At 47.2% G+C, this 15795-nt stretch carries 15 protein-coding genes; all 15 read left to right on the top strand.

Features of this window, described 5'->3' with window-relative positions:
• Nucleotides 1-43 precede the first annotated feature (43 nt).
• The 15 genes from CALPO_RS0109375 to mfd all read left to right on the top strand — a co-directional run bounded on the left by CALPO_RS0109375 (nt 44) and on the right by mfd (nt 15729).
• Entirely contained in the window at nt 44-1594 is a 1551-nt protein-coding gene (locus CALPO_RS0109375; protein WP_026487078.1) for an acyl-CoA carboxylase subunit beta, read from the top strand.
• Nucleotides 1595-1605: 11 nt separating this feature from the next.
• Complete coding sequence (locus CALPO_RS0109370; RefSeq protein ID WP_026487077.1) at nt 1606-1956, top strand: OadG family protein; 351 nt, start codon at nt 1606-1608, stop codon at nt 1954-1956.
• A 14-nt stretch (nt 1957-1970) separates the two neighbouring features.
• On the top strand, nt 1971-2378 hold the full coding sequence (locus CALPO_RS0109365) for a biotin/lipoyl-containing protein (RefSeq protein WP_026487076.1): 408 nt from the start codon (nt 1971-1973) through the stop codon (nt 2376-2378).
• 21 nt (nt 2379-2399) lie between these two features.
• The gene (locus CALPO_RS0109360) at nt 2400-3566 is read left to right on the top strand and encodes a sodium ion-translocating decarboxylase subunit beta (RefSeq protein ID WP_026487075.1); all 1167 of its coding nucleotides are present in this window, start codon (nt 2400-2402) and stop codon (nt 3564-3566) included.
• A 43-nt stretch (nt 3567-3609) separates the two neighbouring features.
• The gene (locus tag CALPO_RS0109355) at nt 3610-4872 is read left to right on the top strand and encodes an Nramp family divalent metal transporter (protein WP_026487074.1); all 1263 of its coding nucleotides are present in this window, start codon (nt 3610-3612) and stop codon (nt 4870-4872) included.
• 143 nt (nt 4873-5015) lie between these two features.
• Nucleotides 5016-5534: an ECF transporter S component gene (locus CALPO_RS0109350; protein WP_245589935.1), complete on the top strand. Its 519-nt coding sequence runs from the start codon at nt 5016-5018 to the stop codon at nt 5532-5534.
• A 90-nt stretch (nt 5535-5624) separates the two neighbouring features.
• A complete protein-coding gene (locus CALPO_RS0109345) occupies nt 5625-6635 on the top strand; it encodes a biotin--[acetyl-CoA-carboxylase] ligase (RefSeq protein WP_026487072.1) in 1011 nt (336 codons plus the stop codon).
• Nucleotides 6628-7566: a P1 family peptidase gene (locus CALPO_RS0109340; protein ID WP_026487071.1), complete on the top strand. Its 939-nt coding sequence runs from the start codon at nt 6628-6630 to the stop codon at nt 7564-7566. The genes CALPO_RS0109345 and CALPO_RS0109340 overlap by 8 nt, the downstream gene beginning before the upstream one ends.
• Before the next feature lie 16 nt (nt 7567-7582).
• Nucleotides 7583-8353 carry a type III pantothenate kinase gene (locus tag CALPO_RS0109335; RefSeq protein WP_026487070.1) on the top strand — a complete coding sequence of 257 codons (771 nt, stop codon included), beginning with the start codon at nt 7583-7585 and terminating at the stop codon, nt 8351-8353.
• 61 nt (nt 8354-8414) lie between these two features.
• Entirely contained in the window at nt 8415-8993 is a 579-nt protein-coding gene (gene loaP, locus CALPO_RS13715) for an antiterminator LoaP (protein ID WP_051585946.1), read from the top strand.
• Nucleotides 8990-9916 carry an SDR family oxidoreductase gene (locus CALPO_RS0109325; RefSeq protein ID WP_026487069.1) on the top strand — a complete coding sequence of 309 codons (927 nt, stop codon included), beginning with the start codon at nt 8990-8992 and terminating at the stop codon, nt 9914-9916. The genes loaP and CALPO_RS0109325 overlap by 4 nt, the downstream gene beginning before the upstream one ends.
• Nucleotides 9917-9979: 63 nt before the next feature.
• Nucleotides 9980-11182: a trypsin-like peptidase domain-containing protein gene (locus tag CALPO_RS13710; RefSeq protein WP_084295246.1), complete on the top strand. Its 1203-nt coding sequence runs from the start codon at nt 9980-9982 to the stop codon at nt 11180-11182.
• A 98-nt stretch (nt 11183-11280) separates the two neighbouring features.
• Entirely contained in the window at nt 11281-11856 is a 576-nt protein-coding gene (gene pth, locus CALPO_RS0109315; RefSeq protein ID WP_026487068.1) for an aminoacyl-tRNA hydrolase, read from the top strand.
• On the top strand, nt 11847-12236 hold the full coding sequence (locus tag CALPO_RS0109310; protein WP_026487067.1) for a hypothetical protein: 390 nt from the start codon (nt 11847-11849) through the stop codon (nt 12234-12236). Before pth ends, CALPO_RS0109310 begins: the two co-directional genes overlap by 10 nt.
• The gene (mfd, locus tag CALPO_RS0109305; protein WP_026487066.1) at nt 12226-15729 is read left to right on the top strand and encodes a transcription-repair coupling factor; all 3504 of its coding nucleotides are present in this window, start codon (nt 12226-12228) and stop codon (nt 15727-15729) included. Before CALPO_RS0109310 ends, mfd begins: the two co-directional genes overlap by 11 nt.
• Nucleotides 15730-15795 lie beyond the last annotated feature (66 nt).

Genomic DNA, 15795 nt, shown 5'->3' with positions numbered 1-15795 from the left:
GGGTTAATGCCTTACTATAATATGGCAGAATGGAGGTATTAAATTGAGTGTCGAGCAAAAGATAGAAGAGCTCCGGCTCAAGAGGGAAAATATCGAAAAGGGCGGCGGTGAGGAGAGGATTCAAAAGCAGCACAGCGCAGGTAAATTTACTGCCAGAGAGCGCCTTTCCATGTTGTTTGATGAAGGATCTTTTGTAGAGCTGGATGCCTTTGTCCAACATAGGAGTACAGATTTTAATATGGCCAATACAAAGGCCCCGGCAGATGGCGTGGTTACCGGTTACGGGACGGTAAACGGCCGGCTGGTGTATGCTTATGCCCAGGATTTTACGGTGATAGGCGGTTCTTTAGGGGAAATGCACGCCAAGAAGATCTGCAAGGTGCTGGATCTCGCTATGAAGACAGGAGCTCCTGTGGTAGGTATAAACGATTCCGGTGGCGCCAGGATTCAAGAAGGCGTAGACGCTCTGTCAGGATATGGCAGCATATTCTACAGAAACACCATGGCGTCGGGAGTTATACCCCAGATAACCGTCATCATGGGGCCCTGCGCAGGAGGTGCTGTGTATTCACCGGCATTGACAGATTTTATCGTCATGGTAGACAAGACGAGCCAGATGTTTATAACAGGTCCTCAGGTAATAAAGGCAGTAACGGGAGAGGATGTCACCGCCGAACAATTGGGCGGAGCAGTTACCCACAATACCAAAAGCGGCGTGGCCCATCTTATAGGCTCTGACGAAAAGGACGCCATAGCTTTGGTTAAAAAGCTTTTAAGTTATCTACCACCTAATAATTTGGAAGATGCGCCTTATCAGGTTACCGACGACGATTTAAACAGGGTAGAAGAATCTTTAAATGATATACTTCCAGACAGCCCCAATAAGCCCTATGATATGAAGGAAATCATAACGAAGATAGTGGATGGAGGAGACTTTTTTGAAATCCAGCCTTATTTTGCCCAGAATATCATGGTGGGGTTTGCCAGGTTAAACGGCAAGACGGTGGGTATTGTGGCCAATCAACCGCAGGTGGCGGCTGGATGCCTTGATATAAACGCGTCGGATAAGGCAGCGAGGTTTATAAGGACGTGTGATGCGTTTAACATCCCCCTTTTAAATCTGGTAGATGTTCCGGGATTTTTACCAGGCACCGATCAGGAATACGGCGGCATTATAAGGCATGGTGCGAAAATGCTGTATGCATATTCTGAGGCCTCAGTACCTAAGGTGACCATGATCATAAGGAAAGCTTACGGTGGAGCATACATAGCCATGTGCAGCAAGGAGCTGGGTGCTGACGTGGTATACGCCTGGCCTACAGCGGAGATAGCGGTTATGGGGCCAGAAGGAGCGGCTAACATCGTGTTCAGAAAAGAAATAGAGGATTCACCAGATCCCATTGCAACAAGGCAGCAGAAGATAGAAGAGTATAGATCGGAGTTTGCCAACCCTTACAGGGCAGCTGCCAGAGGTTATGTAGACGATGTCATAATCCCCGCAGAATCCAGGCCCAGGTTAATCGCTGCCTTTGAGATGCTGGCAGGCAAGAGAGAGACCAGGCCGCCTAAAAAACACGGCAATATGCCTTTGTAGAGGTGGTATGTGTGAGTTTTATTCAGCTATTAGGAGAAAATGCGCTTATAACCGTACTGGGCATGGGGATTGTATTTGCTGTGCTGATTATACTTTGCCTTGTCATACTGCTCTTTAAATACGCTTTTGTGGGCAATGAAAGGCATGTGGAGAAACCCAAGGTGAATGATAGGCAGGATGAAAAAGATGCTAAAGAGCAGGGTAATGATATGGATGAGGAGCTCATAGCTGTTATATCCGCTGCTATTGCCTCATATGGTAAAAGCGATTTTAAATTGAAAATAAGGTCTTTGAGAAAGACTGGACAGGCGCCAACGTGGGCCAAAGCTGGCAGAAATGACATTATCAATTCAAGAATATGATGGGAGGTATACGCGTGAAAAAATTTAATGTCACTGTAAACGGCAATACGTACGAAGTCATAGTAGAGGAGGTTAAATCCGATAAGGGAGAAGAGACAATAACGCCAAAAGTGGAAGTGCCTGCTGGGCAGGTGGAAAATCCGATTGCAAAATCCGTATCTAAAAGTGAACAAACTCCTGTGCAACCTAAAAAAGAAGTACCCTCCGGCGGGTTTAAGGTCAATGCTCCTATGCCTGGAACCATATTGGATGTGAAGGTTAAAGAAGGGCAGGCCGTGAAAAAAGGCGATGTGGTAATGATCCTTGAGGCCATGAAGATGGAAAACGAGATAATAGCGCCCCAGGATGGCACCGTAATATCCATTCAGGTTTCAAAAGGAGCTTCTGTGAACACAGGTGATGTGCTCCTGGTGTTGAAGTAATTCCGGGAGAAGGTGAAAACCATGGTACAAGCGTTAGTGAATCTGTGGAGTCAAAGCGGCTTTGCAGCCCTTACATGGAAGCATATGATTATGATAGCTATAGCGCTGGTGCTTATTTACCTGGCTATCGGGAAAAAATATGAGCCGCTTTTGCTCCTGCCTATATCATTCGGTATGTTGCTGGCCAATCTCCCGCTAAGTGGCCTGATGGAGCCTCCTTCTTATGCGCTCGGCAGGGATGGAATCCCTGTGCTAAAGAGCGTAGGCGGTCTGCTGTACTATCTGTATCAGGGGGACTTTCTGGGGATTTTTCCTCCGCTGATCTTTTTAGGAGTCGGCGCCATGACAGACTTTGGCCCCTTAATTGCCAATCCTGCCAGTATAATCATGGGTGCAGCAGCCCAGCTGGGTGTGTTTATAACCTTTAATGTGGCGTCGATTTTCCTCGGGTATACATTAAAAGAGGCGGCTTCTATAGGCATCATAGGCGGTGCTGACGGACCTACCGCTATATACCTGAGCACTAAACTTGCCCCTAATCTCCTTGGGCCTATAGCGGTTGCTGCTTACTCTTATATGGCTTTGGTACCGATTATACAGCCGCCTATTATGAGGCTTTTGACGACGCAAAAAGAGCGGGAGATCATGATGGAACAATTAAGACCCGTCTCCAGGACTGAAAAGATCGTGTTTCCCATTGTGGTGACAATACTGGTGTCCCTTATACTGCCTCCTGCAGCGCCTCTTATAGGCATGCTGATGATGGGCAATTTGTTTAGAGAATCAGGGGTTGTGGACAGGCTGTCAAAAACCGCTCAAAATGAGCTCAATAACATTATCGTCATATTTTTGGGCACGTCCGTAGGGGCTACAGCCAGTGCGGAGAGGTTTTTAAATGCCAAGACATTGGGTATTGTAGTTTTGGGATTGGTGGCTTTTGGGGTGTCTACAGCCGGTGGCGTGATCCTGGGCAAGATAATGAACTGGCTATCCAGGGGTAAGATCAACCCCCTTATAGGTTCGGCAGGGGTTTCGGCGGTTCCCATGGCGGCCAGGGTGTCTCAGGTGGAAGCCCAAAAGGCCAGACCTGGTAACTTCGTGCTGATGCACGCTATGGGGCCCAATGTGGCAGGGGTCATAGGGACGGCGGTGGCAGCAGGCGTATTTCTTTCAATGTTAGGCAGTTGAACATAAAGCGCCCTGCGGGACTTTGTAAATTAAGGTGATGCGCATGTGGAATTTCCTCAAGAAAACCCATAAGCCGCGCCTTATGGCTTTTGAATTTTTAAGGTACATAGGTCCGGGCTTTCTGGTAACTGTTGGGTTTATAGACCCGGGGAATTGGGCATCTAACGTGTCGGCAGGCTCGTACTATGGTTATGAACTTTTATGGATTATAACCCTGTCTACTGTCATGCTGATTATACTGCAGCACAATGCAGCCCATCTGGGCATTTCCACGGGTTACTGCCTGTCTGAAGCTACTGCTATGTATATAAATCCCGTTGTCGCTAGAGTTATACTGGCATCTGCTATGCTGGCGGCGGTGTCCACTGCTCTGGCTGAAATCGTGGGAGCCGGGATAGCCCTGCACATGCTCTTTGGCTTACCGGTGAAAGTGGGGGCGGTAATGGTAGTGGCTTTGGTCAGCTGGCTTCTCTACTCAAACTCCTATAAAAAGATAGAGAGGCTTATCATAGGTTTTGTCTCCCTTATAGGGATCTCCTTTGTATTTGAATTAAGCCTTGTGCACATAGATTGGAATAAGGCGGCTTTAAGCTGGGTTATGCCCCGCGTGCCTTCAGGGGCTTTGCCCATTGTCATGAGCTTGATGGGGGCGGTGGTTATGCCTCACAACATGTACCTTCATTCAGAGGTGATCCAGAGCAGGCAGTGGAACCTTAAGGATGAAGAGACTATAAGGCATCAGCTTAAGTACGAATTTATGGACACGCTGTTTTCAATGGTAGCCGGCTGGGCCATAAACAGCGCCATGATACTTCTCGCCGCGTCCACTTTTTTCGCTAGAGGAGTTAAAGTAACAGCCCTTGACCAGGCTCAGGAGACCTTGAGGCCATTGCTGGGGGATATGGCTTTGGTCGTCTTCGCGTTGGCTCTCTTGTTATCAGGGATATCTTCCAGTGTTACGGCGGGCATGGCCGGAGGATCTATTTTTGCCGGCCTCTACCGAGAGCCTTATAATATATACGACAGGCATACAAAAGTAGGGGTGGGCATCACTTTTGCCCTGGCAGCGGCTGTCGCATTTTTAATAAAGAATCCCTTCAGCGGATTGATAGTGTCCCAGCTTTTTTTAAGCGTTCAGCTGCCGCTGACTGTTTTCACGCAGATTTATCTGACATCGTCGCAGAGGGTAATGGGTAAGTATGCTAACAGCGCGTTGGACAAAATTCTCCTGTGGACCGTGGGTTCGATAGTCACTTACTTTAACGTGATGTTGCTTATTGATACTTTAAGGTCGTTATTTGTTTAGTCACGGTTGAATGATTTAGGCGTAAAATGTATAATATATTTGCCGGTATCGATGTGAGCCGGACAGGACGAGGCGTAAATTGGAGTGCTTTCAATTTAAGATCGTCCGGTATCCTGAAAGGAACTGGAACGGAGGTGAATCAGGTGATCAAGAGCAATGCCAGGGCACTGGCAAAGACCAAGCAGCTGACCACGGCGGGTCTGTTGTCGGCATTGTCTATCGTGTTGAGCATGACGCCACTGGGATATATACCCTTGGGTATTGCGTCGGCTACCACGATGCACATTCCAGCTATCATAGGCGGTGTGCTGGAAGGACCGTATGTAGGTGCTGCTATAGGGTTGATCTTCGGACTTACCAGCTTTTTGAGGTCTACCACACCGCTGTTTGCAGATCCCAGGGTTGCTATTATTCCCAGGATCTTTATAGGAGTCGTGGCATATGTGGTATACAGGTGGTCTAAGAATACGCCTTTGGCAGCTGCGGCGGGAACCTTTACCAATACCGCAGGGGTGCTGACCATGGCGGTGGCTTTTAAGTACCTTACGCCGCAGGTGGCTTGGGGCATCGCCTTGAAAAACGGGATTTTTGAGGTAATAGTAGCCATGCTCCTGACGACAACTATAGTTAAAGCTATAAAGCGCATGAGAAACAGCGGTTGATATTGAGATAAGCAGGCTTTAAGCCTGCTCTTATAATATATCCAGCTTTTTGAGTTTTTTGATAAAAAGCGCAGGGAGAAGGAATGTATTATGGCACAAGAGACAAACCTATTGCTCAGGATATTAAAAGAGAACAAAGGCGCTTACGTTTCGGGACAGCAGATCTGCGATAGGATGGGCGTATCCAGAACTGCCGTATGGAAACACGTCAACGTTCTGAGAGAGATGGGTTACGTCATAGAATCTGCTACAAAAAAGGGATACATGCTGATTAAAGAGCCTGATATACTCATTTACGATGAGGTAGAACCTTACCTTAAGACAAAGTACATAGGTAGAAATTACTTTTACTTTAACACAGTGGGGTCTACCAATACACAGGCAAAGGCTCTCCCGGAAAACACTCCTGAAGGCGCCGTTGTGGTGGCAGAAGAGCAAACGGCAGGTAGAGGCAGGACAGGCAGGGCATGGGTATCGCCGAAGGGTCAAGGTATCTGGATGTCGCTGTATTTAAAACCCGATATAACGCCTCAAGAAGCACCGCGCTTGACCCATGTAGCAGCGCTGGCTGTAGCTAGAGCTATAAAAAGCGCAGTGGGGATTAACGCTGGCATTAAGTGGCCTAACGACATAATAATGGACGGCAGAAAAGTTTGCGGTATATTGACAGAGTTAAGCGCGGAAATCGATGCTGTGAATTCCGTGGTGGTGGGGATAGGGATAAACGTGAATAATGAAAGATTTCCTGAGGGATTAAAGGATGTAGCTACATCCTTATTGATTGAGAGAAAAAAGACCATGCCAAACCAGAACGATGGCGTTGTGGACAGGAAGGCACTGCTGGCTGAGGTGTTGAACAATTTTGAAAAACTTTACGAGGGTTTTTTAAAAGGTGATTTTCCGGATATAATTAAGGACTGCAAAAAGCTATCTGTTACCATTGGCAGGCCGGTAAGGGTGATGGAAAAAGGCGGTGGGTTTGACGCTTTGGCGGTGGATATCGATGATAGGGGAGCACTTATTGTAAAGAAGCAGGATGGCAGCACTGAAGCGGTAATTGCCGGCGAGGTGTCGGTGAGAGGGGTGCTCGGGTATGTTTAATGCCATAACCGATGTAGAAGGCATAAAAGTAGGCCACGCTTCTGACTACAAGGCCATGACGGGATGTACTGTGGTGCTGTGCGAGAGAGGTGCTGTAGGCGGCGTAGATGTCAGGGGATCAGCTCCTGGCACCAGGGAGACAGACCTTTTGCGGCCTGCCAACCTGGTGCAGCACGTCCACGGCGTTCTCCTGGCAGGGGGTAGCGCCTTTGGGCTAAATGCCGCAGCGGGAGTCATGCGGTATTTAGAGGAAAAAGGCATAGGCTTTGATACTGCTTACGCTAAAGTTCCCATAGTTCCAGCAGCGGTGATATACGATTTGGGCATAGGAGATCCCAAAAGGAGACCTGATGAAGCGATGGGGTACAGGGCGTGTGTCGATGCGTCAGAAGGGGACGTGCCTCAAGGCACTGTGGGAGCTGGCACAGGGGCTACAATAGGCAAGATACTAGGCATGAAATGTGCAGACAAAGGAGGTGTAGGGACTGCCTCCATATCCCTGGGAGGTATAACCGTGGGGGCTATTGTAGTGGTAAATGCCCTTGGGGATGTATACGATGAAGGTACTATAATCGCAGGGGCCAGGGGAGAGAGGGGCTTTATAAACACGGCAGAATACCTTTTAAAATTTGGGGCTGTATGGGATTTAAAAGACATATCCGGCGAACTGAAAGGGTGTAACACCACTATCGGTGTTGTGGCCACAGATGGAGCGCTTACAAAGGAACAGGCAAATAAACTGGCATCTATATCCCATGACGGCCTTGCCATGGCCATAAAACCTGTTCACACCATGAGCGATGGCGACACCATGTTTGCATTGTCTACAGGGACAAAAGCCCCTGTTTCAGATAAAATGTTTATGTCCATATGCGCGGCAGCGGTAGAGGCTGTCAGGCGATCGGTGATAAACGCTGTGAAATTTGCTTAGAAGGCGGGGTGTTTTTATGTTGTTGGCATTTGATATAGGCAATACCAATATCGTGTTTGGCGTGTATCAGGGCAAAAAACTGCTTCATTTTTGGAGGATCTCAACTGATAGAGGAAAGACCTCTGATGAGTTTGGTATACTCATAAAAAGCCTTTTTGCAGATAGGGGGCTTTCACTGGAAGACGTTGATGCGGTGATAGTGTCATCAGTGGTACCTCCTATCATGCATACCTTTGAGGCTACTGTCATTAAATACATGCATAAAAGGCCAATGATAGTGGGTCCAGGCATAAAGACAGGGCTTAATATAAGGTACTATAATCCCCGGGAGGTCGGAGCTGACAGGATTGTAAACGCGGTGGCCGCTTACGAGCTTTACGGAGGGCCTGTGATTATCGTTGATTTTGGCACTGCTACGACTTTTTGCGCTGTCACCGAGCGATGTGAGTATCTGGGAGGTGCTATAGCCCCGGGTATACTGATATCCGCTGAGGCCCTTTTTCAGAGAGCAGCCAAACTTCCCAGGGTAGAATTGGTAAAACCTGATAGCATCATAGGAAGGTCTACGGTTGAAGCCATGCAGGCGGGGATTGTGTACGGCTACGTGGGCCTGGTGGACAGCATTGTGGAGAGGATGAAAAAAGAGCTGAGCAAAGATAAAGAGCCCTTTGTGGTGGCTACAGGGGGGCTGGCCAGAATGGTAGCCGAAGAGTCTAAAACTATAAATGAGGTGAATAACCTGCTTACGCTGGAAGGCCTCAGGATGATATACGAACGCAACGCTTGAGACAGTTATCGACACACAGTGACATATTCATGTGGTATAATAAAAGAAAGGCAGTAAGACAATGGGAGAGGAGGCCTGGGATTTTCCAGGGTCTATTATGAAGAACTGGTACGTGGTATACACCAAGAGCGGCAATGAACTCAACGTTAAGCAGGCGTTAAACAGGCGATTTGCTGGTAATGATATAAGCATACTGGTTCCCAGGAGAAAACTCGTAGAGAGAAAAAAGGGGAAACAAGTGGTGGTTTTAAAGACCGTTTTCCCCGGCTACGTGTTTGTTTACCTCCATATGAATAACGTCAATTACTATAGGATAGCAGAAACACCCGGTATAATCGGCGTGTTAAAAAATGACTGCTATCCTATTCCTGTTCCTGACGATGAGATGAAGGTCGTTTTGTCTCTCACGGAGAGATCGGAAATTATCGACTATTCCACGATAATATACATAGGTGGCCTGGTACAGGTTGTGGATGGCCCCCTCAAGGGACTGGAAGGGCATATTGTGGACGTAGACAGCAGAAAGCAGAGGGCCCGGGTCAGGATTGACATAATGGGAGAACCCAGGATTGTACAGCTGGGCATCCATCAGCTGAAAAGCAGTGTTTATTGCACAGGTAAAGGAGTTGAGTGTTTATGAAGGTTTTGGTGACAGGGGGAGCTGGTTTTATCGGCTCTAATTTAGTGGACCTGCTCATAGAGAGAGGATGCGACGTAGTGGTGTTGGATTCATTGATCACAGGAAAAGAGGAGAATGTCCACAAAGCTGCCCGCTTTTATAGAGCAGATGTGAGAGACCGTAGCATAGAGGAGGTCTTTGAGAGAGAAAAGCCCGATTACGTCATCCACCATGCCGCTCAGATCCGCGTTCAAAAATCTATAGAGGACCCATTGTACGACGCTTCTGTCAACATTTTGGGGACAGTAAACCTCCTACAGCAGTGCGTGCGTTACGGCGTAAAGAAATTTATATACGCGTCTTCTGCCGCGGTTTACGGGAATCCTCTGTACCTGGGGATAGATGAGTCCCACAGGGTACAACCTCTTTCTTTTTACGGCGTGGCCAAGCATACGGTGGAGCACTACCTTTATGTGTATAAAGAGCTATATGGATTAAATTACACTGTGCTGAGATATGCCAATGTCTATGGGCCAAGACAAGATTATACAGGGGAAGGCGGCGTTGTAGCTGTTTTCATTGACAGGCTTCTGCACGGCAAAAAGCCTATTATATACGGAGATGGTGAGCAAACCAGGGACTTTATATACGTCAAAGATGTAGCAGAGGCTAATTACAGGGCGTTGAAAGCAGGGGATGGAGAGATATTGAATATAAGCACAAATAAATGTGTGACCATCAACTACCTGTTTAGTCTATTGAAGGAACTCACCATGTCAAATCAAGAACCCCAGTATCAGCCGCCGAGAAAAGGCGATATAATGAACAGTTATCTGGACAACAAAAGGGCAAAGGAAGTACTGTCATGGCAACCTCGGTATAGGTTGGAGCAGGGTTTAAAGGAAACGGTGGAATATTATAATAATATTTTTACAGTTCGTTAATAATTTTGTCAAAAATACCTACTATAATGATAGCAAAAGGAAGAAAAAAAGGAGGTATTTTTGATGTTTAATGATTTTGACAATGAAAGGTATACCGAGATCATGGCAGAGGTAAGGCCCGTTAAAAAGAAAAAGGGCTTCATCAGATACTTTTTGACGGCGTTAATCGGAGCTATTATAGGGGGACTGGTAGTGGTTTACGCTGCGCCTCAGATTATGCCTTCTAATCAAACCACCAAGACAGCTATAATACAGCCTAACTTTCAGCCTGTAAGCCTGCAGTTAAATGGCGGTACCAATCCATGGGATTTGGTAGTGCAGGTGGCCAAACAGGTCTCTCCTTCGGTGGTTGGTATAACCAATAGCGTACAGGCTTCCAATGGTCTTCGCAGCCAGCTGGTTGAGCGAGGCAGCGGCTCGGGCATAATAATAAGTTCTGACGGGTATATCGTCACCAATAACCACGTCATCGACGGGGCCAGCGTCATAACGGTTAAGACTACCGAGGGCAAACAATACACGGCTAAGCTGGTTGGAGCTGATGCCAGAACAGATCTGGCTGTGTTAAAAATAAATGCTACAGGGCTTCCAGCCGCTAAGCTGGGGGATTCCTCCAAGGTGCAGGTAGGAGAGCTGGCAGTGGCCATAGGCAATCCGCTGGGTGACGCGTTTGCAGATACGGTTACAGCCGGTGTGATCTCGGGGCTTAATCGAAAGCTGGATACCGATGTAGAGAGCCTACCGCTTATCCAGACGGATGCGGCTATAAACCCAGGCAATAGCGGCGGGCCGTTGGTAAATTACAAGGGAGAGGTCATAGGTATTAACAGCGTTAAGCTTACCAGTACAGGTTCTCAGTCAGATCCCTTTGGGTTGTTTGAGAGCCAGGGTACGAATGTAGAAGGCATGGGTTTTGCTATCTCTATCGATGCTGCTAAGCCTATCATAGAAAACCTCATCAAGTATGGCAAGATACAGCGGCCTATGATAGGCATTGTAGGAGCTACGGTAACCAGCCAGCTTGCTAAAGCGTATAATATTCCCCAGGGAGTGTACGTACAGGACGTGCAACCAGGATCGCCTGCTGAGATGGTAGGTTTAAGCCCTGGTGATGTGATTACAGCGGTTGATGGGACTACTGTAAAGACCATACAGCAGCTTCAAAGCGTAATAGAAAAGCATAAAGTAGGAGATATAGTGACGGTAACAGTTTGGAGGGATGGAAGGACTTTAAATCTCAGGATCAAGCTGATACAATCTCAATAGCGCTTGCGTTTATTTGCATTAATTTTAATTACACTGTATAATATAAGTACTGGATGAGGACATGAAAAGAAGCAGTAAAGCGTTGCAGGAGGTCTTAAATGTATTTAATCGTAGGATTGGGCAATCCGGGTTCCCAGTACCAAGGGACCCGTCACAATGTGGGCTTTGATGTAGTAGACAGGCTGTCAGAAAGATGGTCTGTGGAGATAAAGCACATAAGGTACAAAGGCATTGTAGGCGAAGGCTGCTTTAATGGAGAAAAAGTGATATTGCTTAAGCCATCTACTTATATGAATGAAAGCGGAAGGTCTGTAGTTGACGCGGTAAGAGACATGAGCTTGCCTCTTTGCAGGCTCATTGTAGTATATGACGATGTGGACCTGGATGTAGGTAGAATCAGGGTGAGAGCCAAAGGAAGTGCTGGAGGCCACAACGGCATGAAGTCTATCATATACCACCTGGGAAGTGAGGAATTTCCACGGGTGAGGGTTGGAATAGGGATGCCTTCGGGTGATAAGGACATGGTGGGCCATGTGCTAGGGCGATTTTCGGATGAAGAGCGCAAGATAGTGGATTGCGCTGTGGATAGGGCCTGTGATGCTATAGAAACCATTATATCTGATTCCGTTTACCAAGCCATGAACAAGTTTAACGGGTTGAAAACATGGGGTTGATAGCAGGTGTATTGGCTGCTGGTGCAGCTTATGTGGTAAACCTTGTGGCATCCAGGTTTGTAGGCAGGTATTCGGTGGTGTTTGTCGCCCCTCTGGTAGAGGAGTTTTTAAAGACTTATCTTGCTGTGTTTCTAAGAGGCGATATTGTACTCAGCCACACCGCTTTTGGTGTGGCTGAAGGCGTTTGGGATTATTTTAACGCAGGCAAAAAAGCAAACGCTCGGTCAGCGGCTTTGAGCGTGATTACCCATGGGCTTTTGGGTTATGGAACATTTAAGGCGTGTGCGTACGTAGATATAATATATGCGGTAGCTCTGGCTGCTTTGATGCACTCCGTATGGAACATCATTATGATGGGAGGTAAAAGACTTGTGGATTGAGCCACTGAAGGAATTAAATGAATTTCAGCTGTTGTGGAACAACGTAAACGATGGAAATACCCCTGTCCTGGCAACGGGACTTACTGAAACCCAGCGGGTACACGTAGCCTATGCTTTACACCGCATGACAGGCAAGAGGTTGTTGTACGTGGTGCCCCACGACCTTCAAGCCAGAAAAGTGGCAGGAGATTTTGCGCTTTTTGCTGATAACGTGGAATACTTCCCATCAAAAGATACCGTGTTTTATAAAGTCGAGGCCAAAAGCAATGAAATCACGGGGAAAAGGCTCTCTGTGATAGAAAAACTTTTATACGGCGATGACTTAATCGTGGTGACCTCTATAGAGGCATTGCTCAGCAGATTGGCGCCGCCGGAGAATTTGAAAAAAGCCCTTAAAACGCTAAGAGTGGGAGATGTGGTGGATTTAAGTGAACTTTCATCTCTGCTGGTGAGCATGGGATATGAAAGGGTGGATATGATCGAAGGTAAAGGGCAATTCAGTGTCAGAGGCGGGATCATAGATTTTTTCCCGGTAACTGAAGAAAAGCCCTATCGAATAGAGCTATTTGACGACGAGATCGATTCCATAAGGATTTTTGATATCATTTCCCAGCGCACCGAACAGGTGGTAGATAGCGTCAGGCTGTTTTGCGCCAGAGAACTGGTGATAACTCAAGAGGTTGTAAAGAGAGCCACGACAACTATGGCGAAAGAACTGGCCAGTCAGGAGGATAAGCTCAAGGCCATGGCCCCTGATGCGGCAAAGAGGTTATCGGATAAAATCAATGAGTACATCGAATGCTTTGAAAATAATATAGCTTTTTCAGATATAGATATTTTCCTCAACTATTTATTTCCTTATGCCGCTACGCTTCTGGACTATATAGGAGAGGCATTGATTGTTTTGGACGAACCTGATATGGTCAGACAAGCGGCTGAGAGCGTAAGGTTTGAGTTTGAGGAAAATTTCAAGGCCCTGCTGGAAAGAGGCGAGGTTCTTCCTGGCCAGTCTTCTCTGATGGCACCCTACGAAGAAATAGCGGCGAGGTTGCAATCAGGCCCTATGGTTATTTACAATCCCTTTATGAAATCCTTGAGTGGCTTCAGCCCTAAAGGTTTTGTAAGCTTTACTGCAAGAGCAATGCATCCTTTTCACTATAAAATAGACATGCTGGTAGAAGAGTTAAACCTGTGGCGAAAGATGGGTTATAGGGTGGTATTGCTCTCGGGAGGGCAGAACAGGGGGATTTCCCTTTGCGATAGCCTGGCAGGAGAAGGCATAGAATGCCATTACAAGGATACCGCCGAAGGGGAGATCCAGAAGGGCGAAGTAGTGGTGTTCCCTGGCACCCTGAGCAAAGGTTTTGAATACCCTGACATAAAGTTTGCTGTGGTAAGCGACGAGGAGATTTTTGGAGCGTCCAGGAAGAAAAAGAGTTTTGCCGCAAAAAAGGAGAACAGGATAAAAAGCTATGCTGAGTTGAAGCCAGGGGATTTCGTGGTCCACGTAAATCACGGCATCGGAAGGTATGTGGGCATGAACAAGATACAGGTAGATGGCATTACCAGAGACTACCTGTACATTCAGTACGCCGGGGGAGACAAACTGTACGTGCCCGCGGATCAGCTGGACATGATACAGAAGTATATAGGGTCCGAAGATGCTCCGCCAAAGCTCAACCGATTGGGAGGAAATGAGTGGGCCAGGACTAAAAACAGGGTGAAACAGTCCATAAAGGATATAGCATCTGAACTGATAAAGCTGTACGCGGAGCGAAGTGCGGCGAAAGGTTACGCGTATCCTGAGGATACCCCGTGGCAGAAACAGTTTGAAGAGCAATTCCCTTATGAAGAGACTCCTGATCAGCTAAAGGCCATCCAGGAAGTCAAAGCCGATATGGAGTCAGACAAGGTCATGGATAGGCTGCTGTGCGGCGATGTAGGGTACGGCAAGACCGAGGTGGCTATAAGGGCTGCCTTTAAAGCGGCCATCAGCGGCAAACAGGTGGCGGTGCTGTGCCCTACTACTATACTGGCAGAGCAGCACTACAACACTTTTACCAAGAGGTTTAAGGATTTCCCTATAAAAGTGGATATGCTCAGTCGCTTCAGATCAAAAGAGCAGCAAAAAGAGACCATAAAGGGCATAAAAAACGGCACTGTAGACGTGGTCATAGGTACCCACAGGCTTTTGCAAAACGACATCTCGTTTCACGATCTGGGATTGCTCATTATAGATGAGGAGCAGAGATTTGGCGTAAGGCACAAAGAGCGCATAAAGCAATTGAAGAAGGACGTGGACGTGCTCACGCTTACGGCCACCCCTATACCCAGGACTCTTTATATGTCCCTCTTGAACATAAGGGATATGAGCTTACTGGAGACCCCTCCGGGAGAGAGGTTTCCCGTCCAGACCTATGTGGTGGAGTACAACGACGCTCTCATCAGGGACGCCATTTTAAAGGAGCTCAACAGGGGTGGACAGGTTTATTTTGTGTACAATAGGGTCGCCAGCATTAACAACATGGCTGCATACCTGGCGCAACTGGTGCCCGAAGCCAGCATAGCCGTGGCCCATGGTCAGATGAGTGAAAGGCAGCTGGAGAACATCATGCTTAAATTTTATGAAGGTCAGTACGACGTTCTTCTCTCTACCACTATAATAGAGACAGGACTGGATATACCCAATGTGAACACTATTATCGTGTATGACGCTGATCATTTTGGCCTATCCCAGCTGTATCAGCTGAGAGGCCGTGTGGGAAGATCCAACAGATTGGCGTATGCTTATTTCACGTACAGAAAGGATAAAGTCCTGTCGCAGGAAGCGGAAAAAAGGCTGGAAGCGATAAAGGAATTTACAGAATTTGGTTCGGGATTTAAGCTGGCTCTAAGGGATCTGGAGATCAGGGGAGCAGGGAATATATTAGGTGCGGAGCAGCATGGTCACATGATCACAGTGGGATACGACATGTACATGAGGCTGATGGAGGAGACAATAAAAGAGCTCAAGGGAGAACCTGTGGAGAAGGAAGTAGAGGTAAGCGTAGACCTGGACGTAAACGCTTATATCGATGAGAACTATATAGCCGATGAGAAGCAAAAGCTAGAGATGTACAAGAAGATAGCCGCCATAAACAGCAAAGATGACGTCATAGATGTGGAGGATGAGCTGTTGGACAGGTTTGGCGATGTGCCACAGCCTACCAGAAACCTTATAGCTATTGCGTATATAAAGTACCTTGCCCGGTGCAACGGCATCATATCTGTGGTGCAAAGAGGAGACACCGTCGCGCTTTACCCAAAGGATCAGCTGTACCTGCCGGATTTTTTAGTAAAGGAGTACAGAGGCAAACTGATGTACAGTGCCGGTGAAAAACCGCATATTTCGCTGAAAGTGTCTCAAAAGCCTTCTGTTATGCTGAAAGAGCTGCAGGAGTTTTTGCTTAAGTTAAAAAACCTTCAGGACCAACCAGTTGCTGTGGCCCAATAATTTGTAACATATGTGAAATTGTATTTGTGATGGGAGTAATATATAATTATTGTATACTTAAACGCG

It is taken from the genome of Caldanaerobius polysaccharolyticus DSM 13641 (assembly GCF_000427425.1).
GTDB classification, from domain to species: Bacteria; Bacillota; Thermoanaerobacteria; order Thermoanaerobacterales; family Caldanaerobiaceae; genus Caldanaerobius; species Caldanaerobius polysaccharolyticus.
The sequence above is the reverse complement of the archived record's forward strand: the minus strand, read 5'-3'. Positions and strand labels throughout refer to the sequence as shown.